This window comes from Flavobacterium sp., assembly GCF_043722275.1.
Lineage (GTDB): Bacteria > Bacteroidota > Bacteroidia > Flavobacteriales > Flavobacteriaceae > Flavobacterium.
The window spans coordinates 1-24,812 of the sequence record NZ_JAYSPC010000098.1 but is presented as its reverse complement, the minus strand read 5'-3'; the positions used below and the strand labels follow the sequence as shown (position 1 = coordinate 24,812).

Here is a 24,812-nt window from a genome sequence, read left to right as displayed (position 1 = left end):
TTTTTAATATAATTCGAAAACAGCTTCAACCTCAACAGGAATATTATCCGGTAAAGAACCCATTCCTACGGCGCTTCTTACGCCAATTCCGTTTTCTTGTCCCCAAACTTCAGCAAATAATTCACTGCAGCCATTTATTACATACGGATGTCTAAGGAAATCGCCATTGCAATTTACCATTCCTAAAACTTTTATAACACGTTTTACTTTATTCAGGCTTCCAAAATTGGTTACAATTGTAGAAAGCATTGTTAAGCCGACTTGTCTTGCTGCTAATTTTCCTTCTTCGATATTCATGTCATCGCCAATTCGGCCAATGATTAGGGATTTGTCATCATTAACAGGCCCATGACCTGAAAGATATAAATATTTACCATCAACTAAATAAGGTTTATAGATACCAAGTGGCTGAGGGGCCGGCGGTAAAGATAAACCAAGAGTTTCAAATTTTTCTTGTGGTAATAAATTCATGATATTAATGTATTATAGAGTTTAAAATAAAAACGAAAATGATTCCTAAAACTGATACTAAAGATTCCATGACGGTCCATGATTTAAAAGTGTCTTTCAGGCTGATGTTAAAATATTCTTTAAACATCCAAAAACTTGGATCGTTTACATGCGAGCACATTAGACTTCCGGCTCCAACAGCCAGCACTAGTAGGTTAGGATCGAGACCGGCTGTTTGAAGTAACGGCAGTAAAACACTGGCGGTCATTAATCCGGCGGCTGTTGCAGACCCAACACAAATGCGAATAATCGCTGCCATCATCCACGCCAATAAATACGGATGAATGTTTATTTGTGTCAGGGTTGTTACAATCGTTTCGTTTACTCCGCTTACGATCATAACTTCTTTTAAACCTCCGGCACCGCCAACAATCAGGACAATAAGGGCAACATCTTTTATAGCAACTGCATAATCATCCATAACGGATGTAATGCTTCTGTTCATTCTGATTCCTAAAGTATAGGTGCAAATCAATAGAGAAATAAGCATTATCATACTTGGTTCTCCAACCATTTTGCAAATATTTACTAAGGTTTCATTTTGAGAAATCATTGGTAATACAGAAGTCAGCGTTAACCCGAAAACCGGAAATAAAGCGGAGAATAAACTAATAGAAAAACTTGGAAGTTTACCTTCGTTTACAACTTCTTCGACATTCAAAATTTCATGATCTGATTCGGTTTTGATGTTTTTTAATAAATTCGAAAACAACAAACCGGCAATAAAAATAGTCGGAATCGCAATGATGATTCCGTAAACTAAAACAAGTCCAATATCAGCATTTAAAATACTGCTTAAAGCCATTGGAGATGGATGTGGAGGCAAAAAACCGTGTGCGACTGAAAGCGATGCTAACATTGGGATTCCCAGATATACTTTTGAAAGCTTAAATTGATGGGCTACTGAAAAGATTAATGGAACTAACAAAACAAATCCTACGCTATAAAATAGCGGTATCCCAACAATAAATCCGGTAATCATTAAACCAAGGCGAACGTATTTTTTGCCGGTCCATCCCATAACTGTTTTGGCAATGACATTTGCGGCGCCTGATGAAACGGTAAGTTTACCAATACAGGTTCCGAAAACAATAATCAATGTAATCGATCCTAGCATTTCGCCCAAACCTTTTTGAACGGTTTGTGACAAAGTGTTTATTGGCAGGCCTAAAAAAAGACCTGCTAATAAAGCTGTTATGATAAAGGCAATAAACGGATTGATTTTAAACCAGGCAATCTGAATGATTAAAAACGCAATGCATGCCGTAAGAATTAATATGCTCATTTATCTTTTTTTAATTAAAAATTGAGAATTAAAAATTAAAAATATTTGAAACTGCATTGAAACATAGCTATGTGCCTTATGAAAGTGAAATACTTTTTTAGCGCAAACAAAAGCTATGTTTCTATGTGTTTAAAAATTTTTCACCAACAGTTGTTATTTATTTATCCCACCACATTTTTGTTGTAAATGTGTCTTCGCCCTGGCGTTTTATCGCTTCAGCTAAGTTACTCGAATTCACTGAATATTCTGTAGTTGGGTATTTGAAACGTCTTGGAATTGTGCCGTTTGTAACGTTGCCCGGAAAGTTTACAGGAACTAAAACGGGATAACCAGTTCTTCTCCAATTCGCATAAACTTCCTGCTCGTCTACAAATAAGGCGATGTAAATTTGAGTGTGAATCTGGTTCATTTTCTCTTCAAATGATCCTGCTGCATTAAACGGATTTAAGGTTAAATAAGCAGTTGCATCTGTAATGGCATAACTTATTCCGTAGATTCCCATGTTTAAAAAGGAGGCTTTTATGCCTTTCTCATACAAATCTTTATCGGTTTCTCCAATATACCAACCTCTTGCAGCGGCTTCGGCTAAATATAAATTAGTTTCGGCGTTGCTAATTAGTACAAGCGGTGCATCATATTTAAAAACAGTACTTTGGTTTGGTTCAGAATAAGTTCCTTGTTCAACGGCTGTTGGTGCAGTTTTGGTTCCGTTAGGGAAACCTTTTTGTATTGCAAGTGTTGTGTTTTGAGATGTTCCCTGCCAAACTCCGGCGTAAACACTAATTCTTGGATCGGCTGTTGCTTTTAATAAATCGATGAAGGTTTTTCCTAATTTTCCGCCTTCAACATTTTTCTGACCAAAAGATCCTGCGGTGAAATCCTGCTTTCTGGAATCAAAACCAACAGGGTTTCTGTTGATGTCATTTGGTCCATCGGTATATTTCATAATTGCATTATCGGCAGTATTTAAAATTACTCCGCCGGCAATTGCTTTTGTAACCCAGGTTTTTGATAAAGCCGGATCAACTTTACTTAATCTCAATCCTAAACGAAGCATTAATGAATAAGAGAACTTCTTCCATTTTGCAACGTCGCCATCATAGATAAAATCGGCTTTGCCAAAACTTGTTTTTGCAGGATCTAATGCTGTTGCAGCTTCGTCCAATTCTTTTAATAAATCTTTGTAAATGAATTCCTGAGTATCATATTTTGGAAGAAATATTTGTGCACTATTTGCTTTTGCAGCTTCAGAATAAGGAATATCTCCGTACAAATCTGTAACTCTGTGATACAAATATGCTTTCCAGATTCTTGCAATATTCAGTCTATTGCTATCGGTTGGTGTATCTTTTAAAGTGTTAATTACAATTTCGGTTTCATTTATTGCCGTTGGATAAACCTGATTAAAATAAGCAGAATAATAAACTTCATTACTCAAATATTTATCTCCGGCTCCTGAAGCTTCTTTATACGTTGCATAATGCTGAATCATTCCGCCACATTCTAATATATTGGTGGCAAAATAATTATTATTCAAACCATCTAATTGCGCTTTGCTGAAAATAAAGTTTGCATTTGGTTTTTCAACAACGTTTGGGTTTGTATTGATTTCTTCAAAATCCTTGGTACAGGCTGTCATACTTCCTAAAAGTATACCTGAGATGTATAATATGGTTAACTTTTTCATGTCTTTTAATTTAAAAATTAGCAATAAAGTGAGTTTAAAATTTGACATTTAAACTTAAACCGAAACTTCTGGTTTTTGGCACTCCAAATTGTTCTACACCCTGAGCATTTCCTGCGCTAAACACAGATTCCGGATCTACGTTTGGTGTTTTCTTATAAAGAATGAATAAGTTTCTTGCTACAAATGAAACCGAAGCTCCCTGAAGTTTTGATAATCCTTTTATTTTTTCAATTGGTAAATCATAACCCAGAATTACTTGTCTTAATTTTACAAAACTTGCATCGTAAACAAATGTTGATGAAATGTTTCTTAAACCATCATAATACGTTCTTAGGTTTTCCGGAGCAATAACCATATCAACCGGATTTCCGTTTGTGTCAACACCTTTTATTGGCAAACCGTTTTCACGACCTTCAAGCGTTAATTTTGTCAATCCCATACGAGTTCCGTATAAATCTGTTCCTGAATATAAACTTCCTCCAAATTTACCATCGATCAAAAAGCTGAAAGAAATGTTTCTGTACTTAAATTCGTTGCTAAGTCCTGCTGCCCAAGGATGAACTCCCTGACCTAATTCTTCAAGAGGACCTTGCGCGATAGTAGCAGATCCGCCACTTACATTATAAACCGTATTTCCGTTTGCATCTACACGAGGTTTGTAACCTTTTATGATACTATAAGGGCGACCAACATCACTTGTAATCGTTACATATCCGTTTACCGAAGTTGCCATTGTGATCGAATTCAACTGATCTGTAAGTGCTTCAACTGTATTTTCATTATAAGATCCGTTGAAACTTGCGTCCCAGGAGAAATTTTCAGAACTAATGATTTTTCCGCTTAATAAAACTTCGACACCTTTATTTCTCATTTTTCCAAGATTCAATAATGCTGTACTTGCTCCTGAAGAATTAGAGATTGTAGTTTCGACAATGTCATTTGTTGTTGCACGATTGTAATAAGCAAAATCAAGATTCAAACGATTATGAAAAAATCCTAAATCTGTACCAATTTCAAATGTTGTAGAAGTTAACGGACTTAAAGTCGCATTAGGAACTCTTGTACTTGTAGGTCCTTGTAATTGCTGACCATTATGTCCGCCCTGAATCATCGAATAAGATTGGTTCAATGCATAAGGATCCGGTGTTGCGCCACCAACTTGCGCCCATGAACTTCTTAGTTTAGCAAACGAAACAAATTCCGGCATTGTTATAATATCTGATACAATTATACTTGTTCCTACCGAAGGATAAAATACAGTATTGTTTTCTTTTGAAAGTGTCGAGAACCAATCCTGACGTCCAGTTACGTTTAAAAATACTATGTTTTTATAGTCAAAATCTGCTGCACCGTAAACCGAATTTGTTTTGGTTTTTCCGTAAGGATAACTATAAGCAAGTGTCGATAAATTGCTTAAGGCATAAAAATCATCTAATACAAAATTTGAACCTTCCACTTTAGTTTCGTCTCGTAAATTAGTACGGGAGTTGACTCCGATCAATGCATTTAAAGAGAAATCATTGTAAATATTTTTCTTGGTGTAATTAAGAATTGCTTCAGAATTCAGGTTGGAAATTTTCATTCTTGAACTTTGTGCATATCCGACGGGATTGTTTAAAGTTGTTTTTGGGATGTATCCAAAGAATTCATAATCTGTAAAATCCTGACCAATTCTACCTTGAAGGAATAAGTTGGGTGTAAAATTCATTTTTACGTTCAACATTCCAATAAAACGGTTTTTTGTATCGTTATTTTTAATTTTATTAACTACAAAATAAGGGTTTGTCGCTACAGCAACAGGATTCCATGCTTCCTCAACACCATTTGCATCATATCCCGGGGCAAGATTTCTAATATCAACCGTGTTGGCGATCATATAAGTTCCCCAGTTTGGGTTTGCTTCAGCATCAGAAACCGTAACTCTGTTATTTGATTTTTCTAAATTATATTGTGCTACAACATCAAATTTTAACCAGTTAGTTAAATTCACATTGCTTGCCATGTTGACGCTTTTTCTGTTGAAATCAGTATTTGGAACAACACCTTGATTTTCCATGTTTGAAAACGAAAGACGTCCCGTAGCTTTTTCATTTCCTCCAGATAAAGCTATCGAGTTAATGAATGTTGTGCCTGTATTATAAAAGTTTTTGATGTTATTTTTTTGAGCAACATATGGTCTTTCAACTCCGTCAAACTGAACAACATTTGTTCCGTCCATTTTAGCTCCCCACGACCAGCGTCCGTCTGCAATAGCTTCAGCTTGAGTTGTTGGTTTTTTTCCATTTGCTCCTGAACCATATTCATACTGCCAATCTGGTATGATTGATGGAGTTTCAAAAGTAAACGAAGTATTATAGTCAACTCCAATTCCTTTTTGGGCAGATCCTCTTTTCGTCTGAATCAAAATTACACCATTTGCGGCATTTGCGCCATATAGTGCAGCGGCAGTTCCACCTTTTAAAACGGTAATTGTTTTGATATCATCAGGATTAATAACTGATGTTCCGTCACCACGATCCACATTAATCCTTGTAGATCCGGCACCGTTCCCAATTCCCGGTAAGTTAAGCTGAGTATTGTCAATTGGTAAATCATTTACAACATACATCGGCTGGTTATTTCCGTTCAACGAACCATTTCCTCTAATCACAACTCTGCTCGAACCGTTAGGTCCAGTTGCGGTGCTGCTTACGTTTACACCTGCAATTTTTCCCACCAATGCATTGGCAATATTAGTTTCTTTGGCTTTTGTAAATTCAGTTCCTTTTAATTCGGTTACTGCATAAGCTACAGATTTGCTGCTTTTTTTAACTCCTAATGCAGTTACTAAAACCTGATCTAATACATTTTCGGCAGGTTTTAATCTTATGGTTAGATTTGCAGATTGGATTAACGGAAATTTTGAAGTTTCGTAACCCATGTAGGATACAACAACGTGACTTTCGTGTTCCGGAACTTCTAATTTGAATTTTCCGTTTTCATCAGATATTGTTGCTATTTTATTATTGCTTTCTGCATAAATAGTTGCTCCGGCAATTGGCATTCCGTCATCCTGACCTAAAATCTGGCCAGTAATTTCAATTTGATTGCTTTTTTGTTCAAAAAGGTGCTTTTTAATTGCAACCTCTTTTGCATTTGCTGAGAAGATCATTCCCCCAATAAATACTAATGAAATTAGCGTTGTTTTCATAATTGTTTGGTTTTCATGTTTTTTTTGGTTTTTGTTGGCGATCAAATATAAAAATTAATTCTTCACGTTTGCATATTTTTTGCACAAAGTGCATATTTTTTGCAATATTTTTTCGTGAAGCATTTTTAATATCCAAAAGATCTGTGATTTTCAGCGGTGTTTTGAGAAATTTTTGCAGATAATGTTTTTTTTGCAAAAATTAATTTTAATCTTAAAATTCGTATTTTTGAAATATGAAAATAGCACTTATACAATCGGATTTATATTGGGAAGACGTTTCTAAAAACAGAAAAAGCTTTGAATCGAAGATAAATGAGATCGATTCCGGAGTAAATTTGGTCGTACTTCCGGAAATGTTTTCAACAGGATTTACCATGAATGCATCTCAAGTTGCTGAAACTATGCAAGGTGAAACTGTGTTGTGGATGCAAACTATCGCAAAACAAAAAAACTTCGCCATTACGGGAAGTTTGATTATTGTTGAAAACGAGCAATATTATAACCGAATGTTTTTTGTTTTTCCGTCAGGCGAAATTCAGTATTATAACAAACGCCATTTATTTTCACTTGCCGGAGAAGATAAATTTTATACCAGCGGAGATAAAAAAGTAATCGTAGAATATTTGGGCTGGAAAATTTGCCTGCAAATTTGTTACGACTTAAGATTTCCTGTTTTTGCAAGAAATGTCGAAAACTATGATTTGCTTTTATATGTTGCAAACTGGCCAAAAGTGCGAACAAACGCCTGGGATGCTTTATTAAAAGCAAGAGCAATCGAGAATTTAAGCTACGTTGTTGGTGTAAACAGAATTGGGCTTGACGCCAATAATTATGAACATATTGGACATTCGCAAGCCGTTGACTTTTTAGGAAATTATATTTTAGAACCTCAGGAAACCGAAGCCACTTTTATAGTCGAACTAGACAAAGATGTAATGTTAGAAACGCGGAAAAAACTCGATTTTTTAAGTGATAAAGATATTTTTGAGATTAAAATCTAAAATGCTTTTCTCTTTTTCTCGTCCTGTTTTTTCTTTTTATCGACTTGTTTTTTCTCTACTTCCGGATTAAAAGGCACACTTAAATCAATTGCCTGATCTACGTCCCAATTCGTTCGTACGTCAACATCGCTCTGGAAATAAAAGACTTCTTCAGCATACTTTTTGTTTAAAAATTCTCCTGAATCATACATTTTGTTCTTATTATCATCATAGATTATTCGGATAGTAAATTTTTCAGGCACCATTAAATTGAACTCAATTTTAGTTTTACCCTCAGAATAATCGCTGGCATAAACAACGTCACCTTTTTTATTTGTTACTTCAACTATTATAGGGAAGCGTTTTACGTTTTGTAAATTCAAAACCAGATTTCCGTAATCAGAGTATTCCTTTGTCGTTAATTTATATAGTAAAGTATCGTTTGACTTTTCATAAAAATCAGTCAGTGCGCCGGGAAAAAGAGTAATGTTGTATTTTTCAACAGGTTCTTTTTTGAAATCAAGATATAATTTTTGCTCAAATTCATCATATTCTGTCGTATAATCTACCGCAACAGAATCTTTATTGACTAATCTGATTTTTGATTTATCAAATTTTACCAATGGCGTTGAAGATTCCAGCGTAAATCTTTCTCTAAAATTAAGAGTTCCGCTTTGAAGTGCGGTAATATTTAAAGTATCTTTCTTTTGATCTTTGACTTTAAAAGCGAACTTTTTATCATATTTATCCTTGCTGATTTCCATTGACAATGAATCGGCTTTTATTGGTTTATACCAAACTTGCAAGGAATCTTTTTTAGGAAAAGCAGTCACAATGGTTTCTAAAACTTCATTATTGTGTTTAAGAACAATTTTGGGTTTAGAAATTTTAAAATTTTGTTTTCCTTCATAAGGAAGATATACTCTGTTTCCGGAAGCCTGAATTGGTTTGAATGCTTTAAGCGGAAGCGTTTCCTTGAATAATTCCAGTTCAAAAACACTATCATTTGGAACCGTTATATAATGTTTAAGAAAACCTATTTTATCATCTTTAGGATTGTATCTGTTGTTTCCGCCTTTGTCCTTCAAGGCAACTAATAAATATTTTCCTGCCTTTAAATTTTCTAATTTAAAAGTTCTCAAACTGTCTAAGGTGTTTGTGATATATCTTGGGCTTTGTTTGTAAATTAAGGAATCCTTAAAAGTATCATTTACCTCATATAACATTACTGATACAAAATTGTCTACGTTTTTTTCGTACGCATCCCTAACAATTCCGTTAATTGACAGCGAATCGATATAAGCTCCCGTCGAAAAAATATACTTGAATTGATTGATCGCATTTCCCTCATTATTGTCTGCAATACTTTGCCCAAAGTTGAAACTATACGTTGTATTAGGTTGTAAAGTATCTTTTATTTTTATGGTAAAAACTTTACTGGCAACCGTAGGCAAAATCACCGGCTCATGTTTCATTGGTGGAGAAACAATAAGCTGTTTGTTTAGATTTTTAAGTTTTACATATTCATCAAAACCTAAAATGATTTCGTTTCCTGTAAAATTAGTGCTCATATTTTTGGGAGAACTATATTTTAAAACCGGAGCAAGAGTATCTTTTAATCCGCCGGTAATGCTGCCTCTTTTAGCGCAGCTCAACATTAAAAATACCAGTAATAAGGAAATATATCTGAAGTTGTTTTTCAACATAACGGTTTCTGAATTTGATTGCACAAAATAACGATTATATTTGCTTTAATTGAAATTTTTTATCCATTTATTAGGATTTATAGCTTTTGTCCGGCGCTATTTTTTTGATTTTGAAATCACCGAGAGGATATAATTTCTTACTTTTGATTTCAAATTTAATTTTTCCCGGTTTTGATAAAAAGATATTTCTTTGGTTTGCTATTTCTTTTACTGATTTCCTGTGGTAAAACCGAAAAGCCAATTGTTGCTTTTTATTATTGGAAAACTATCTTCAAATTATCCCAAACCGAGAAAGAAGTATTGCGTGATAATGAAGTTAGTAAACTCTATATCAGGTATTTTGATATAGGTTTGCATCCCATAACGCAAGATCCATTTCCGGTTAGTCCTGTTCACTTTAAGGAAAACACCAATAATTTTACTATTGTTCCTGTAGTTTTTATCCAAAACAAAGTCATGTCAATGGTTAATCTTGATATTGATGATCTGGCTCAAAAAACGATTCGTTTAGTTGAAGAAATTAATGTTAAGAATAAAATTAGTTGTCAGGAAATTCAAATTGATTGCGACTGGACTTTAAAAAGCAAAGACAATTATCTTAAATTTATAGAGCAATTCAAAAAGCTTTCGCACAAAAAACTTTCGGCAACAATACGTTTGCATCAGGTGAAATATTTTAAGACAACGAAAATCCCAAATGTTGATTCCGGAGTTTTGATGTACTATAATATGGGAACAATTGCGCCGGATTCGTTAAACTCAATTTACAGTAAAAAAGTTGCAGAAAAATATCTGAAAAGCTTAAAAAAATACCCGTTGCATCTTGATTTTGCTTTGCCAATTTATTCCTGGGCGGTTCATATCAGGAATCAAAAAGTGATTGGTTTACGTTCAAAATTAAATGTAAATGAATTAAAAAAAGATGCTAATTTTAAATCCATAACTCCAATATTTTTTAAGGTTATAAAATCCAATTACAAAAATGGTGTTTTTTATGAAGAAAATGATTTGCTCAAAATAGAAGCAATTTCTTCAGAAGATTTAAAAGAAATGGCTGAAGAATTACAGGAGAATGTAGTTCAGGCTCCAAAGGAAATTATATTTTACGATTTAGACGAATTCAATATTAAAAACTATGAAAAGAATATTTTTAAACAAGTTATTTCTTGTTTCTAGTGCTGCTTTACTTTCGGTATATGGAATAATTTATGCTTGTGGCGGCGGCGATGATTGGGATTTTGGCTATAGTTCCAATTTTACGCCGGAAACATTTACGGATAAATCATATTCGCCACTTTTTTTATCAGGTGATATTTTTTACGGAATTGGTTTTGATACGCAACACAATTCCAGATTTAATGATGATATAAAATCAGATTGGGAAGGTTATCTAAAAGGGAAAGCAGATGCCGCTACAATAAATTATTTCCTGATTGGCGAAGAAACAAATATGTATTCGTCTAATGATAAAACGAATCAAAATAAAACGGATATTACGCAACTTCATACTTTTTTTAAAACCAAAAAGGAAAATCCAACTTCGTTAAAATGGGGAAAGAAAATTAGTCTGAAAGATGCTCAAGTAAAAAGCTTTATTGAGTTTTTGTATTTGGCACAAAAAATAGAAACCGTTTCTATTGGTGACGATTATTGGAGTTATGATCCCGTTGTTGCAAAAACTTTTGACGATTTAAAAATGATTCAGTCAATCGAAAACGTGTACAATACAACTTCAGATTCGTTTTTGAAAAACAGATATTGGTTTCTTACTACAAAAGCGTATTTCTATAGCAGCAATAAGAAAAAAACAATCGAATTTTTTAATAAAACAGAAGCTTCTGTACCTAAAAATGTATTGTATTATCGTGCGCTTTCTTATATCGCAGGAATAAATTACAAGCAGAAAAAATATTCGACTTCAAATTATTTATATGCTCAGGTTTTTGATAAATGTCCAGCATTAAGGGTTGTTACGGCGTATAGTTTTCATCCTCAAAATGATGCCGATTGGAATAAATCATTGGCTTTGGCAAAAACCAATAAGGAAAAAGCCGCGCTTTGGGCAGTTCACGGATTTTATAAAGACGAAACTCAGGCGATAGATAAAATTTATGAATTAGATCCTAAAAGCGAGCATTTGAATTATTTGCTAACGCGTTTGGTCAATAATCAGGAACAAGCGATCAATAGTTCATTTGAGGCAAAAACAAATCCGGACGATTATAAAACTCCGGCTTTAAAACAAACCGTTGCAGAGAATAAAGAAGCAAATAAAGCTAAAATTAATACTAAAGCTTTTGATTTGGTTTCAAAAATTGCTGCTGCCGGAAATACTGAAAAGCCGTATTTATGGGATATTTCGTTAGGATATTTACAAACGTTAAAAGGTGATTATGCTGCTGCGGATAATAATTTGAATAAAGCAGAAAAAACAATGCCTAAAACCGAATTGGCAAATTATCAATTGAGATTGCTTCGTTTTGTAAATAACATGAGCAAAATTGATAAACTGACAGACAAAAACGAAAAAACAGTTTTAGCCGATTTGAACTGGTTGTATAATGAACTTCCCAAAACATATAAAGGACAGGAATTTCGTTATCAAAATGCAGCATCGTGGAGCAAGAATTATTTAGCGACACTTTATCGTGCAAAATCAAATCCTGTAATGGTAGAATTGTTTGGCGGAGAAATGCCGGAAGATTATTGGGGCGCCGGAAATTCTTTTTATGACAATGAAAAGAGTTTGCTTGATATGAAAGCATTTTTGGCTAAGCCAAATAAAACTGAAATTGAGAAAATAGGAGCGGGGATTTATAATTTGAAACTGAAAGATATTAATAATTTTCAGGCAGTTCAGTCCACATTCAAAAATAAAATTCCCGAGGCAATTGCTTTTATTCAGCAAACAGATTCAGTTCAATATTATACTTTTTTAGGAAATCCGTTTAACGGAAATATTAAAGATTGTCACGATTGTGATCATGCAGCGTATCAAAAAAAGAAATATACTCAACTTGATTTTTTAAATACTTTGAAATCAATGCAGGATAAACTGGCTCAAAAAGAAGATGTTTATACCAATAGTTTATTGCTTGGAAATGCATTTTATAATTTAACTCATTTTGGTAACGGCAGAACTTTTTATGAAATAAGTATTATAGGTTATGGCTCAGGTCCATATTCGTTTAGAGAGCCAATGAAAAAAATGATTACGAATTGTGATGTTCCTAAAATGTATTACCAAAAAGCATTTGAAGCAGCAACAACAAAAGAACAAAAGGCAAAATGTATTTATATGCTGGCAAAATGCGAGCGCAACGAATATTATAATAATAAGTACAACAATATGAAAAATGGATGGGAAGTCGATGATGATAAAATTAATTTTATTGCCTGGAATAGCTTTAAAACCTTGAAAAAAGACTATTCTGACACTAAATACTATCAGGACGTAATTGCTGAATGTGGTTATTTTAATACTTACGTTAATAAATAAGTTGATTTCTTAAATTTAAATGTCATGGTAAATAAAATAGAGCATATCGGGATTGCAGTCAAAAACATGGACGATGCAAATGTGTTGTTCGAAAAATTATTAGGCGTTCCGTCCTATAAAATGGAAGTCGTGGAAAGCGAAGGAGTTTCGACATCTTTTTTTCAAACCGGAACCAATAAAATTGAACTTTTGATGGCGACAAATCCGGAAAGTCCAATTGCAAAGTTTTTAGAAAAAAAAGGAGAAGGAATTCATCACATCGCTTTTGACGTCGAAGATATTCATGCCGAAATTGTTCGTCTAAAAAACGAAGGTTTTGTATTGATTAACGAAGTTCCAAAGAAAGGCGCAGATAATAAATTAGTAGTTTTCCTGCATCCAAAAAACACAAATGGCGTTTTAGTCGAGCTTTGTCAGGAAATTAGATAAAAAAAGTAGTTTTTTTATTTGAAATAAGATGTTGAAAATCAATTATGTTGTGAGAATATAGCGACTAGTATTGAAATTAAATAGAAATCATATCCCAAAATATTTGGAGTGAATAAAAAATAGTAGTAATATTGCATCCTCAAACCGGTCCTATAGCTCAGCTGGTTAGAGCACCTGACTCATAATCAGGTGGTCCCTGGTTCGAGCCCAGGTGGGACCACAAGAACAGACGTCTTAACAAGTTGAAAAACAACAAGTTAAGACGTTTTTGTTTTTACAGGTGTAAAACAAAGTGTAAAACAATCTTCACCTTATCTTTTCTGGTCAACTTTCTACTTCATCTAATAATTCTCGGGAGTAATTAAAAATCATTATTTTTTCTCAATACCAGTTGCAAATACTATTTTTCGTTTTGTAACAACTTGTATTGACAAATACATACAAAAACGGCAATCTTACTATAAAAAATCCATCTTCTTTAAAAAGATATATTTTCAGTTTTATATATAATTTAAGGTTGAAACAAATCAACTCAGAAAAATAAATACAGAAAATGAAAAAAAGATTACACACCAGTTTTATCAAATTTATTGTTGAGAAATACGACAAAGAAATTCAGGAGCTTCCAGAAGAAGAAACAAATTATAGTAAAGATATCAGCGATGAATATGATGAAATAATGGGCTATGGCGATGAAAAAGATGATGAGGTTCAAGATGAAGAAGAAACTGCAGAAAATGATGATGAAACCATTGATGCTTTGATTAAAGAATATAATTCATTAGCCAAAAAATATAAGATAAAAACAAATGATAGTATTTGTAATAAAAGAAAATAAGAAGTATTATGATGTAGAAACAATTCGACAAATTGTCAATGTTTCAAAGTCGAAAATTCAAAGAGAGTTGAAAAAACAAGATACTGAAATAGTCAAGTATAAAAATTTACATCTTTATAACGAACATACTCTATTTAAGTTGATGGAGGTAATTCTAATAGAAAAATTAGAAAAGATCAATGATTAACTATGACAAAATTAAAAAGTTGAACAGTCAGATTATCATAAACAAAGAAAAGTTACAGTCTGAAACCGATATTAAAAAGAAAGAAAAGTTGAGATGTTTAATTCAAATCGACATTTTAAAAACAAAAATTGAAAGATTAAATTAAAAAAAACGAAAAGGAACAATTCATTTCTTTATATATAATTTAAGGAGTTAAAACAAAATCTTTATAGAATGGCGGATAATGAGTAACGCTGGGTTCTATATCGTAATCACTACCAGGGGAATTATACAAAGTGAAATCGTGGCATTAAGGTTAGGAGCGAGAGGTATGACAGTGCGTCCAAATAGCATTGACAGTGGCTAACCCAATAGTAAATCAAGGACGATTTATTATGAACAGGGTATTTATACGGCAAGAAAAAAATTGTTGGTAATTATGTTCAAGATGACCCAGCAGATTAACATCTGTATTGGGATAAACTCATCTGAACAAAATAATTACCAGCAAGTAAAGACCAGACCAAAAATCTAAATGTTTTAATCAAAAATTGACATTTAAGAACTCAAAATACAAGAAACAATACTTTGTGTTGTTTCGTTCAAAATAACCTTCCAAAAACGCCCTATTCGCGCGAGAAAAAATAAAAAAGCGATTTGACTAATATCAAATCGCTTTTCATTTTAGAATACTATTCAGTTTGATATTTCTGCTCTTTATTCTATTATCCTTAAAAAATAACTTGTTAATATTTTCCATGTTTAGGATTTATAAACTACACAATAAGAATAGCTTTGTTTAACTTAATAATACATCTAATTTTGTACTTCTTTGATGCTTTAAGATTTCTCTATCAAAGACTTTATCAATAAATTCGGGCGTGTCTACTTCGTCTTCAACATCTAAATACCTCTCTTCGAATATCACTACATCATTATAAGTTATTTTAATGTTTTTTCCCCAATTATCAGTTTTTCCGTATGCTTTATACATATTTAATTTGTTTTATTTAACGATTTATTTTTTAGCTCTTTAATACTTAGTTGCTTCTTTGTTTATTTAAAAACTCTCCAATGTGTTCCGTGGTCTTTGAGAACGGAAACGCAAAACTTTACTTTCAATGAACCACCTAAAAGCAATGCTCTAACATTGTTTTCAGTAATAGAGGGGTTCTTCTTTTTCATATAAGAAGTAATGCGAGAAATCGTCCAACATTTTAGTTCTAATTCGTTATTTCCTTTCATTATTAATGAAACATCATCACCAATGACTTTCAGAGATAATTTAAATCCGTTATACAGAGTTTCTTTTGATGCAGAAATAAAATCTGTTTTAAGAGTTATTTTATCTCCAATTTTTTCGCCCATAAATTTCGTCAATACATTCACATTTGAAGTTTTTTTGTTCTTTTCGGGTCCGCAATAGAAATTATTAAAAGTTGTCGGTAAAGTATCTTTGCTCTTTACTTCAATTTCTTTCGTTTCAAAAGATTTCACTTGTTCTTTTTCTACAATTTTAAACTTCACATTATTTGAAGTTAAAAGATTTAATACCGCATTATTATTTGCGCAAGTTGGACAATTGTCAAAGTGTATTCTCATCATAATTTTATTTTTGTTTTACTTTGTTACTATTTTTTAAGCATAGAAATCCACCCTCACATAATGCGAATTTTTAAAAATCGAATTGTAATGATTTGAATTTTAAATCTCTAAATGATTGTTAAGAGATGTTGTTTTTGATTTCTTAGGCAAAGATATAATGAAGAATCTTTGAAAAAACATCATCTAAAATTTGGAAATATTGCACCCCAATGAAGTGATTTTTAGTGTTGAGATATCTATTTATAGTTGAGGTATTTTTGAGAAATGTTAAAATTTAATTTATTTTTCTTTTTTTCTAGTCGAAAAGAACAACATAAATTACTTGTAATTTTTCACTTATTCTTATTAGATTTTTTAGTTTTATAAAATTGTAATTCATAAAAAAAGCGAGAAAATCTTCCCGCTTTTTTTATTGATATTTTTATCTTTTAGTTTTTCCAGTAATTAAAATGTGGAAATTCTTTTTTTAAATCATCTAAAATTTCATAAAGTCTATCCTGAGAAAGTCCATCTAATCTCCAACCTCCATCAATAGTTCCGTCAGAATTTGGCATACAAACAGGCTGAGGTGAAGCGTTTTTATGTGAAAACTCATTGCCATCCCTATAATGTGTACTCACTGCCAAGCTGAATTTTTCTCCAGAGAATATTGTGATATTATAATCTATGATTGCTTTCTTTTTTTTGTATTCTTTGTAATTTTTAACAAAGGTCAACTTAGCACTATTATTTTGCTCAGTTTTCACATATTTATAAGTGTCTGGTTCTCCATTTTCATAATCAATATCCTTAGTGATTATATATTCATTACCTATTTTTTCTTTCACTATCTCGTTCACCAGCCAACCATTTTTAAATGTATTTTTATTAGTTATTGTGTCATATTGATCCTTTGTTACACAAACACCTGTATATAAATCTTTGCTCCCTTTTTTGGTCACACCTTTAAGTTCACCATCAGCTTCAGTAAGTTCAGAACAATTACAATCTGCAATAACATCTTCAATTTTTTTGTCTGTGTTTTTCTCTTCTTTATCAGTTCCTTTTCCTCCGCAAGAAAATAGAAGAACACTAAACGTTACAGCCGATAAAATTTTTATTATTTTCATATTTAAAAAATTAGTTGTTTTCTACTCTTTAGGTTTTTCGATTACACCCCGTTTTTGTTTTGGTTTCTGAACTCCAATTTTGTATTAATAAACTAGGATTTTATTCTAATAATTAAATGTCAGTGCAAAACGATTCCCCTTTTTCTTAAAACAGTATATACGATTACTTCCGCTATCAGTATCAATAGCCTCAAAGTGATATTCTACATTTTTTATAATCTCTTTTGCTGATGTTTCGTCATAATCGAAGCCTGTTTTTCCTCCCTCATTTACAGCAAAGTATAGTTTTCCGTCTATTGCTCTTACATCAACATAAAAAGTAGGATTTGAACCATCAATGCTCATTTTTACAGCATAACTGTCAACAAATATTTCTCGATTAATTTCGTGTTTCTTGTTTTTATCAAAAAACCTAATTAACCCTGATTTAAGGGGATTTAAACTGATATGTAAACAAATAGATATTAGCATTAATATCACTAACAATAGTCTATTGTGTTGTTTCATATTCTAAAAATTATAATAGTTTTTACTCTTTAATTTTTACGATTACAGTTCTTTTTTTTAAATGAAATCAATAAATAGAGTTTTATTCTAATAATTAAATTTTAGTTCAAAACGATTGCCTTTTTTCTTGAAATGATATGTACGACTACTTCCGCTGTCTAAATCATTAGCGTTAAAGTCATATTGAATGTTCTTTTGAATCTCTTTAATTGATGTCTCTTCATAATAAGAGTTTATTGAACCACCCTCATTCACAACAAATTTCAGCTTCCCTTTTACTATACTTACATTAGCGTAAAAAGTTGTGTTCATAGCGTCAATATTCATTTTGACAGTATAATTGCCAATAAATTGTTTTCTATCAACAACTGTTTTATTGTTGCTTACGGGTAATGCTTTCTTCTTGTTATTGATTGCTTCCCATCCATTTTCAGTCTTTTTCATACCAAGAGTGTTACTTGATTTCGTAAGCTCAATCTCTTCTTCTCCTTGAAATTTAGATTCAGTGTATTCTTCGGACAGTTCTTGTTGAGATGCCTGATTGTTAGTTTCTTGATGTTGACTGTTAGGTAAATATGATACTTGAGCGTATCCAATACTGCTCATAAATAGTAATAAAGTAATAGTTATTGTTGAGGATGGATCAATTTTCATAATAATGATTTGGTTTAAGATTTTAAAGCCTTTGGCTATTTTGTAAGAATTACATAGGCAAATATATAAAAAACATGAATAACTAATCATGTATGATTAGATAGGTAGCCAATAATTAAAGGATTTTTACATTTTAAACTCATAATTTGTAAAACTTTGATCTATACCAAGGATAAAGATTATCTGATAAGATTCGGAAAACATCTAAAAATGATGCGAGAAGAAAAAGGTATGTCCCAAGAAGAGCTAGCCAATTTGGCTGAAGTTTCATTGCCACAAATTACTAGAATTGAGCGAGGTGTGATAAATCCAACTATTTGCACCATCAAATCTTTGGCAATTGGCTTAGGAATTGAAACATCTTTAATGTTCAAATTTGAAAATGAAGTTTGAGCGTTTGGAAGAGTCTCACTGAATATTACATTCGATAACTTAAATTAGGATAGATAAACGAAGATTATTTCGATTACAACGAGCTAGCTAATGGTAGAAAGCCGAAGCGTAACACACAAAAAACTAACAAGCAATGACATTAAAAGAAGCCGTATTAAAAAGTTTAGAAGACATTAACGACATAACCAATTATTTAGCGGTTCTCAATCATATTGTTAGTAAAGGCTACTATGACTTTGGCGTTGCAAAAACACCAGGTTCGACAATTTCAGCAGTTCTTGGCGACTTCATACGTAATGGCGACACTAGAGTAAAACGAATTAAGCAAGATGGCGGAACATATTCCTACTATTTAACGAAAAACGAGCAAAATATTGGTATCGAAATTTTGAGTGGAGACATAGAAACTCAAATATTAAAATCTGTAAAGACAAACAAGTCAAAGACTTATGATGAAAGAGATTTACACAAACTTCTCAGCAGTTACTTAAAAAATACAGATACTTACTCAAAGACTATTTTCCACGAACAATCAAACGGAAAGGATAATAATCAAATTTGGACGCATCCTGATATGGTTGGAATTAAGTTCTTGAGTTTGCAAACAAAAGCCAGTCAAAATTTTTTAAAATCTATAAATCGTGTTGATACTTTTAAGATAAGCTCTTATGAGTTAAAAAGAGAAATAAACAGCGACAGCGAACTTAAAAAAGCTTTTTTCCAAGCAGTTTCAAATTCTAGTTGGGCGAATTATGGTTATTTAGTTGCATTTGAATTTAGCGACAGTTTAAACGAAGAAATGGCTAGACTAAATCAATCATTTGGAATTGGAATTATTGAACTTAACGCAAACCCATATCAAAGTAAAATCCTTTATCCTTCAATATTCCGAGATTTGGATTTTAAAACCATTGACAAACTTTGCAAAATGAATAAAGAGTTTGAAAAGTTTATTGAACAGACTGAAAAATTAATGACGGCAAGCGAAAAATATAGCTCAGGTGCAGAAAAAGAACTCAATGAGTTTTGCGATAACTACTTTGCTAACGATACAGAAGTAGAAAATTATTGTAAAGAAAAACACATACCGACAAACGAGGAATAATAAGATCCTAGATAACGCTGCTAAAAATTGAACTTCGTTAAAAATCAAAATTACGGAGTCAAAATCCTTTAATTTTTGTAGTTTTGAAAATTAAAAAATTAAAATGAAATTAAAGAATCCATTAACATATATTAGTTTATTCAGCAGTGCTGGAGTTGGTTGTTATGGCTTCAAATCCGAAAATTTTCATTGCGTTGCGACAGTTGAAATTTTAGAAAAAAGACTTAATATCCAGAGATATAATTCAAAATGCGATTATGAAAGTGCTTACATAAGTGATGACATAACAACAATTCAAGCTAAAAATAAAATCCGTACTGAATTGTTGAAATGGAATATTAAGGAAAAAGCTAAAGAACTTGATGTTTTGATTGCAACTCCACCTTGTCAAGGAATGTCTGTTGCAAATCATAAAAAGGGGAACGAATTAAACAGGAATTCTTTAGTAATAGAATCTATATTATTAACAAAAGAAATAAAACCTAAATTTTTCATTTTTGAGAATGTTCGGGCATTTTTAAATACAGAATGCACAGACATTGACGGAAAAGATAAGAGTATCAAGGAAGCAATTGAAGTAAATCTTGCAGGAGAATATCATATAAATTATCAAGTTTTAAACTTCAAAGATTACGGGAATCCATCAAGTAGAACTCGAACTTTAGTGATTGGAACTCGAAAAGATTTGAAAGAAATTACACCTTTTAATGTTTCTCCAAGTTTAGTAAAAGAGAAAACCTTAAAAGAAATAATTGGAAAATTACCAAGTTTAAAAACAATGGGAGAAATATCGGAAACCGATATTTATCATAGTTTTAAAAAATATACTCCAACTATGCAAAGTTGGATTTCTGGCATTAAAGAAGGTGAATCAGCATTTGATAACAAAGATTTAGATAAAATTCCTCATAAAGTTGTTGATGGAACTATAATTTATAATGCCAACAAAAACGGAGATAAATATAAAAGACAGTATTGGAATAAAGTTGCACCTTGTGTCCATACTCGCAACGATATTTTATCCAGTCAAAATACTGTTCATCCAGTTGATGACCGCGTTTTTAGCATTCGTGAACTTATGCTAATGATGTCGGTCCCGAACAGTTTTAAATGGACTGAAAAATCAGTTGAAGAACTAAATAAGCTTTCATTAGAAGATAAAAAATTATTTCTAAAAAAGGAAGAAATGAATATTCGCCATTGTTTAGGCGAAGCGGTTCCAACAATTATATTTCAGCAAATAGCGAAAAAAATAAAAACTTATTTGCTTAATGATAATTTTAATGAACAAAATATAAAAAGGCTAATTGAAGAAAACGATTTAGAAAAAATTGAAAACTTAAATTCATTTATTGAGATAAATAGTTTCAAATTTCCATACTCAATACTTTCAAAAATTGCAGAATTATCCAATACTGCAAGAACAGAAAACTCGGCTTATTATACAAGTCAAGACATCTGCTACTCCGTAATAAAAGATTTACCCGACGCCAAAGAGTTCAAAAATTTAAGGATTTTGGAGCCATCGATTGGAGTTGGGAATTTTTTACCTCTTTTAATTGAGAAATATAAAACAGTAAATAAGGTAATAATTGACGTAGTTGATATTGATGAAAATTCAATTAATACGTTGAGGTTATTGTTGAAAAAAATTGAAATTCCAAAAAACATTTCAATTAATTTTATTAATTCTGATTTCCTTTTATTCAAATTTGAGAACAAATATGATATTGTAGTTGGAAATCCACCATTTAAAAAAATCACAAAAGAAAAGTCTTTATTATCCTCATATAAAAAAGGAATCTTTAATACTGAAACAAATAATATATTTTCATTTTTCATTGAAAAATCATTGAAACTTGGAAATATTGTAGCTTTAATTATTCCAAAAAGCTTAATCAACTCTCCTGAATTCAATAAAACTAGAGAATTATTAGAAAACTTAAAAGTTAAAAAAATAACAGATTATGGAGAAAAAGGATTTAAAGGTGTTAAAATAGAAACAATAAGCTTTATTGCTTTTACTCAAAAAAAACCAATAAAGAATGTTATTGAGATCGAATCATACATTACAAAAGAAATTAGTATGAAAAGTCAAGAATATATTTTTTCACAAGATTTTCCATACTGGTTAATTTATAGGAATGACCTGTTTGATGCTATTTCAAACAAAATGAAATTTAATATTTTTAATGCTTATAGGGACAGACAAATCACAAAAAAAATAACAAATACCAAAGGTAATTTTAGGGTTCTTAAATCTAGAAATATAGCATCAAATAAAACAATTGATATTAAAGATTATGATTGCTATACAGATGAAATTGAGAGTCTGGATGTGAAAAAATTTATTAATAACGAAACGGCCGTTTTAGTTCCAAATTTAACCTACAATCCTAGAGCTTGTTTTTTACCTAAAAATACAATTGTTGACGGTTCTGTAGCAATTCTAACATTAAGAAATGGCAGTCGTCCAGTAAATGAAAGAGATTTAGAATATTTTGGTACAGAAGAATTTAGCAAGTTTTATTCTGTTGCAAGAAATTACGGTACACGTTCATTAAATATTGATAACAACTCCGTTTTTTTCTTCGGACTTCTAAAAGATATTGAATAGATGACAGAATTGCAAAAATTACTTAATAGTATAAATTACGACATAAGGGTTAAACAAGATGCAAGATTTATGGATCAAAAATGTACACCTGATGTTGTGTGTATTATTGCTGATTGTATTATAAATTTGCGAGAAAGTGAGCCAAATAAAGAGTTTACAGTTCAAGATATTTGGGATTCACAATATTTTATTAAAAACGTTAAAGCGATATTTAATAAACCGTCTGCTACTAATCCGACAACGAAAAGTGAATATGATAAATTCATTCAACAACCTTTACGTCTTTTAGCATATGCAGGAGTTTTGAATATAGAAAAACGAGGGACGAAAAATTATTATAATATTGCAAACTTGTCAGTTTTGGAATATATTTCGCTAAAAGACAGAAATGCCTATAATTTTCTCTATCAATATTTTGTAAAAGTTTTATCGGATAGTGGGTTATTGAAGTTTTTTGAATCATATAAAGTAAAATATGAGGATGGTACTTTAACACAAGTTGATTTTGAAGCTCTGAAAAGTCGTTTTATAAAATTTATAATCGGAAACACTGCAATAAATAAGGAAGTTGAAATTAAAAGAATATACCCAAAACTTCTTAATTTATACGCTTGCGAAAATGATTTGCCGGGTTCCGTCGGCGGGAAGATATCAAAAAGCCAGTTTTATTATACAGATTTAATGTATAATAGAAAAAATTGGCGCGATATATCAAAAGATAAGACCATTTCACGAAAAGAAGCTATAAATGAAAGTGAGCAAAACATTGTATCGGGAACTGCCTTTAATGCTTATTTAGTTCAAAAAGCAATCTGTCAGATTAAGAAAATGTACACTGAGAGTGAAATTAAAGATCAATGGAGTAACGGAGATGCTACACAAGTTCATCACATTTTTCCTAAAAGCAAATTCCCTCAGCTTGCTCATTATTTAGAAAATCTAATTAAATTAACAGCAACACAACATTATACAAAAGCACATCCAAATAATAAAACGGATGCTATAAATCCAGATTATCAACTTGTATGTTTATTGGCAAAGACAGACAATATTGAAAAATCATTAAATAAAAATGAAATCTACTACCGAAAAGATTCATTTGTTTACTGCATAAATACAGGGTTAAGTAAAGACTTAAAAGTTGATATGACTTTTAGAGAAATAAAGACTGAATTAGCAAAAATTTACAATGATAATTAAAAAATAAAATTATGTATCAACAATACTTTGGAAAAAGACAAAGAATGAGATTTGATTCTCAAAATGAATATTTTGAAACATTAGGGTTTTTAGCAAAATCAGATGGCTCTATCTCTTTGTTATGGGAAGAGAATCAACTACAAGGTGCTTGGGGAAGAGAGGGTAGAATTCATTGCCATTCTAATTTAATTAAATTTACTCCTCCTTTAAGAAGAAAATTTACTAAGGGTAGAGCTAAAAATGTACTTCATAGAATAAATTGTAATGAATTTGTTCAAGATTTAATTACAACTCATAGTTTTTCGGAGGGAAAAGTTCAAAATACAGCAGTTATTAGGAGTACTATTCCTCAGCAATATCTTGTTGATTTTGATCGAGGATTAGTCTTATAATACAGATCGAGTTGGAAAGTAGTTTTTCCTTTAAAATACGAATTAGTAACTATAAACGAGAAAAAGCTTCTGACTGAAGAAGATCAATGTATCAAAATTTAGCTATACTTATATCAGGGTACCATTAACACGGAACTTTGTTCGGTTTTATTGACTTAATAATGTATCAAAAATAACTACGCTAAATTAGGTACAACTATAAAGGTTCCTTATCTTTGTTTCAATCATAAAGCAAAGAAGAATGAAAATCGCAAAATATATTAGAACCAGTACAACCGAGCAATCAACTTTAAGACAAGAAAACACTACACACAAAACTTATATTGATAAATGTTCTGGTTCTATTCCATTTAACGAGCGTCCAAGTGCAATAAAATTATTGAATGATATAAATGCTAAAAAAGTAGAAACTTTGCATGTTCATTCTATTGACAGATTGGGACGTAATGCTTATGACATTCAAACAACACTAAATACCTTAAACAACCTTAATATTAATGTGTTTGTAGAAAACATTGGTTTATTTTCGATAGTTGAGAATAAACCAAATAGCATTTTCAAAATGATTACTGATGTTTTAAGCAATGTGGCTGAAATGGAAAGAAGTTCTTTGTTGGAAAGACAAAAAGAGGGGATTTTAATAGCGAAAGCAAAAGGTACTTACAAAGGGCGTCAAATGAATACAAATGAAACAACTGAACAATTTTTATCCAAATACAATCAATCCCATTTAGAACTCATCAAAGACAAAAACTATTCAATTAGAAAACTCTCCTCAATAACTAGTCTTTCTAACAATACAATTGTTAAGATTAGAAAAACTTTACAATCTTAAAATAGGGTATCTATTGTAAAAGTGGATATTCTGGATAAAGTGAGCACCTAATTCTGGATAAAAGTGAGCAGTATAAATGAACTCAAAAAGGTGTCTAAAAAGTAG

General features: G+C 31.5%; 22 protein-coding genes and 1 tRNA gene. 12 read left to right on the top strand and 11 right to left on the bottom strand.

Features of this window, described 5'->3' with window-relative positions:
- Positions 1-3 precede the first annotated feature (3 nt).
- The 5 genes from ACHZDT_RS12075 to ACHZDT_RS12055 all read right to left on the bottom strand — a co-directional run bounded on the left by ACHZDT_RS12075 (position 4) and on the right by ACHZDT_RS12055 (position 6,868).
- On the bottom strand, positions 4-471 hold the full coding sequence (locus ACHZDT_RS12075; protein WP_394774877.1) for a RidA family protein: 468 nt from the start codon (positions 469-471) through the stop codon (positions 4-6).
- A gap of 4 nt (positions 472-475) precedes the next feature.
- Positions 476-1,795: a GntP family permease gene (locus tag ACHZDT_RS12070; RefSeq protein ID WP_394774876.1), complete on the bottom strand. Its 1,320-nt coding sequence runs from the start codon at positions 1,793-1,795 to the stop codon at positions 476-478.
- Between the two features lie 157 nt (positions 1,796-1,952).
- Entirely contained in the window at positions 1,953-3,482 is a 1,530-nt protein-coding gene (locus ACHZDT_RS12065) for a SusD/RagB family nutrient-binding outer membrane lipoprotein (protein WP_394774875.1), read from the bottom strand.
- A gap of 34 nt (positions 3,483-3,516) precedes the next feature.
- Positions 3,517-6,672, bottom strand: a complete 3,156-nt coding sequence (locus ACHZDT_RS12060; RefSeq protein WP_394774874.1) for a SusC/RagA family TonB-linked outer membrane protein — start codon at positions 6,670-6,672, stop codon at positions 3,517-3,519.
- A gap of 13 nt (positions 6,673-6,685) precedes the next feature.
- Complete coding sequence (locus ACHZDT_RS12055) at positions 6,686-6,868, bottom strand: hypothetical protein (protein ID WP_394774873.1); 183 nt, start codon at positions 6,866-6,868, stop codon at positions 6,686-6,688.
- A 37-nt stretch (positions 6,869-6,905) separates the two neighbouring features.
- On the opposite strand from ACHZDT_RS12055, the gene ACHZDT_RS12050 reads away from it, so the two are divergent.
- Positions 6,906-7,673: a nitrilase family protein gene (locus ACHZDT_RS12050; protein ID WP_394774872.1), complete on the top strand. Its 768-nt coding sequence runs from the start codon at positions 6,906-6,908 to the stop codon at positions 7,671-7,673.
- Here the strand turns inward: ACHZDT_RS12050 and ACHZDT_RS12045 are convergent.
- Positions 7,670-9,358: an Ig-like domain-containing protein gene (locus tag ACHZDT_RS12045; RefSeq protein ID WP_394774973.1), complete on the bottom strand. Its 1,689-nt coding sequence runs from the start codon at positions 9,356-9,358 to the stop codon at positions 7,670-7,672. The two genes, ACHZDT_RS12050 and ACHZDT_RS12045, sit on opposite strands and share 4 nt — an antisense overlap.
- 171 nt (positions 9,359-9,529) lie before the next feature.
- On the opposite strand from ACHZDT_RS12045, the gene ACHZDT_RS12040 reads away from it, so the two are divergent.
- From ACHZDT_RS12040 to ACHZDT_RS12020, 5 genes are all read left to right on the top strand, one after another.
- The gene (locus ACHZDT_RS12040) at positions 9,530-10,534 is read left to right on the top strand and encodes a hypothetical protein (protein ID WP_394774871.1); all 1,005 of its coding nucleotides are present in this window, start codon (positions 9,530-9,532) and stop codon (positions 10,532-10,534) included.
- Positions 10,494-12,857 carry a hypothetical protein gene (locus ACHZDT_RS12035; protein ID WP_394774870.1) on the top strand — a complete coding sequence of 788 codons (2,364 nt, stop codon included), beginning with the start codon at positions 10,494-10,496 and terminating at the stop codon, positions 12,855-12,857. Before ACHZDT_RS12040 ends, ACHZDT_RS12035 begins: the two co-directional genes overlap by 41 nt.
- 24 nt (positions 12,858-12,881) lie before the next feature.
- Positions 12,882-13,286, top strand: a complete 405-nt coding sequence (gene mce / locus ACHZDT_RS12030) for a methylmalonyl-CoA epimerase (RefSeq protein WP_394774869.1) — start codon at positions 12,882-12,884, stop codon at positions 13,284-13,286.
- Between the two features lie 146 nt (positions 13,287-13,432).
- Positions 13,433-13,506: transfer RNA gene (locus tag ACHZDT_RS12025), tRNA-Ile, on the top strand.
- A 333-nt stretch (positions 13,507-13,839) separates the two neighbouring features.
- Entirely contained in the window at positions 13,840-14,124 is a 285-nt protein-coding gene (locus tag ACHZDT_RS12020) for a hypothetical protein (RefSeq protein ID WP_394774868.1), read from the top strand.
- 965 nt (positions 14,125-15,089) lie between these two features.
- Here the strand turns inward: ACHZDT_RS12020 and ACHZDT_RS12015 are convergent.
- The 5 genes from ACHZDT_RS12015 to ACHZDT_RS11995 form a co-directional block, all read right to left on the bottom strand.
- Positions 15,090-15,284, bottom strand: coding sequence for a hypothetical protein (locus ACHZDT_RS12015; protein WP_394774867.1), 195 nt, complete (start codon positions 15,282-15,284; stop codon positions 15,090-15,092).
- A 62-nt stretch (positions 15,285-15,346) separates the two neighbouring features.
- Complete coding sequence (locus ACHZDT_RS12010) at positions 15,347-15,895, bottom strand: hypothetical protein (RefSeq protein ID WP_394774866.1); 549 nt, start codon at positions 15,893-15,895, stop codon at positions 15,347-15,349.
- Between the two features lie 428 nt (positions 15,896-16,323).
- A complete protein-coding gene (locus ACHZDT_RS12005; RefSeq protein ID WP_394774865.1) occupies positions 16,324-17,004 on the bottom strand; it encodes a hypothetical protein in 681 nt (226 codons plus the stop codon).
- Positions 17,005-17,109: 105 nt separating this feature from the next.
- Positions 17,110-17,511, bottom strand: a complete 402-nt coding sequence (locus ACHZDT_RS12000; protein WP_394774864.1) for a hypothetical protein — start codon at positions 17,509-17,511, stop codon at positions 17,110-17,112.
- A gap of 87 nt (positions 17,512-17,598) precedes the next feature.
- Positions 17,599-18,165, bottom strand: a complete 567-nt coding sequence (locus ACHZDT_RS11995) for a hypothetical protein (protein WP_394774863.1) — start codon at positions 18,163-18,165, stop codon at positions 17,599-17,601.
- Between the two features lie 156 nt (positions 18,166-18,321).
- On the opposite strand from ACHZDT_RS11995, the gene ACHZDT_RS11990 reads away from it, so the two are divergent.
- The 6 genes from ACHZDT_RS11990 (at position 18,322) to ACHZDT_RS11965 (ending at position 24,707) form a co-directional block, all read left to right on the top strand.
- Positions 18,322-18,558: a helix-turn-helix domain-containing protein gene (locus ACHZDT_RS11990; protein ID WP_394774862.1), complete on the top strand. Its 237-nt coding sequence runs from the start codon at positions 18,322-18,324 to the stop codon at positions 18,556-18,558.
- A gap of 133 nt (positions 18,559-18,691) precedes the next feature.
- Positions 18,692-19,663: a hypothetical protein gene (locus tag ACHZDT_RS11985; RefSeq protein ID WP_394774861.1), complete on the top strand. Its 972-nt coding sequence runs from the start codon at positions 18,692-18,694 to the stop codon at positions 19,661-19,663.
- 103 nt (positions 19,664-19,766) lie between these two features.
- Positions 19,767-22,280, top strand: a complete 2,514-nt coding sequence (gene dcm / locus ACHZDT_RS11980; RefSeq protein ID WP_394774860.1) for a DNA (cytosine-5-)-methyltransferase — start codon at positions 19,767-19,769, stop codon at positions 22,278-22,280.
- Positions 22,281-23,480, top strand: a complete 1,200-nt coding sequence (locus ACHZDT_RS11975) for a hypothetical protein (protein ID WP_394774859.1) — start codon at positions 22,281-22,283, stop codon at positions 23,478-23,480.
- Positions 23,481-23,491: 11 nt separating this feature from the next.
- Positions 23,492-23,872, top strand: a complete 381-nt coding sequence (locus ACHZDT_RS11970) for a hypothetical protein (protein ID WP_394774858.1) — start codon at positions 23,492-23,494, stop codon at positions 23,870-23,872.
- 241 nt (positions 23,873-24,113) lie between these two features.
- The gene (locus ACHZDT_RS11965) at positions 24,114-24,707 is read left to right on the top strand and encodes a recombinase family protein (protein WP_394774857.1); all 594 of its coding nucleotides are present in this window, start codon (positions 24,114-24,116) and stop codon (positions 24,705-24,707) included.
- Positions 24,708-24,812 lie beyond the last annotated feature (105 nt).

Coding starts and splice junctions, on each gene's coding strand:
- ACHZDT_RS12075 (WP_394774877.1), bottom strand. CDS start 471: ATGAATTTATTACCACAAGAAAAATTTGAAACTCTTGGTTTATCTTTA.
- ACHZDT_RS12070 (WP_394774876.1), bottom strand. CDS start 1,795: ATGAGCATATTAATTCTTACGGCATGCATTGCGTTTTTAATCATTCAG.
- ACHZDT_RS12065 (WP_394774875.1), bottom strand. CDS start 3,482: ATGAAAAAGTTAACCATATTATACATCTCAGGTATACTTTTAGGAAGT.
- ACHZDT_RS12060 (WP_394774874.1), bottom strand. CDS start 6,672: ATGAAAACAACGCTAATTTCATTAGTATTTATTGGGGGAATGATCTTC.
- ACHZDT_RS12050 (WP_394774872.1), top strand. CDS start 6,906: ATGAAAATAGCACTTATACAATCGGATTTATATTGGGAAGACGTTTCT.
- ACHZDT_RS12045 (WP_394774973.1), bottom strand. CDS start 9,358: ATGTTGAAAAACAACTTCAGATATATTTCCTTATTACTGGTATTTTTA.
- ACHZDT_RS12035 (WP_394774870.1), top strand. CDS start 10,494: ATGAAAAGAATATTTTTAAACAAGTTATTTCTTGTTTCTAGTGCTGCT.
- mce (WP_394774869.1), top strand. CDS start 12,882: ATGGTAAATAAAATAGAGCATATCGGGATTGCAGTCAAAAACATGGAC.
- ACHZDT_RS12020 (WP_394774868.1), top strand. CDS start 13,840: ATGAAAAAAAGATTACACACCAGTTTTATCAAATTTATTGTTGAGAAA.
- ACHZDT_RS12015 (WP_394774867.1), bottom strand. CDS start 15,284: ATGTATAAAGCATACGGAAAAACTGATAATTGGGGAAAAAACATTAAA.
- ACHZDT_RS12010 (WP_394774866.1), bottom strand. CDS start 15,895: ATGATGAGAATACACTTTGACAATTGTCCAACTTGCGCAAATAATAAT.
- ACHZDT_RS12005 (WP_394774865.1), bottom strand. CDS start 17,004: ATGAAAATAATAAAAATTTTATCGGCTGTAACGTTTAGTGTTCTTCTA.
- ACHZDT_RS12000 (WP_394774864.1), bottom strand. CDS start 17,511: ATGAAACAACACAATAGACTATTGTTAGTGATATTAATGCTAATATCT.
- ACHZDT_RS11995 (WP_394774863.1), bottom strand. CDS start 18,165: ATGAAAATTGATCCATCCTCAACAATAACTATTACTTTATTACTATTT.
- ACHZDT_RS11985 (WP_394774861.1), top strand. CDS start 18,692: ATGACATTAAAAGAAGCCGTATTAAAAAGTTTAGAAGACATTAACGAC.
- dcm (WP_394774860.1), top strand. CDS start 19,767: ATGAAATTAAAGAATCCATTAACATATATTAGTTTATTCAGCAGTGCT.
- ACHZDT_RS11975 (WP_394774859.1), top strand. CDS start 22,281: ATGACAGAATTGCAAAAATTACTTAATAGTATAAATTACGACATAAGG.
- ACHZDT_RS11970 (WP_394774858.1), top strand. CDS start 23,492: ATGTATCAACAATACTTTGGAAAAAGACAAAGAATGAGATTTGATTCT.
- ACHZDT_RS11965 (WP_394774857.1), top strand. CDS start 24,114: ATGAAAATCGCAAAATATATTAGAACCAGTACAACCGAGCAATCAACT.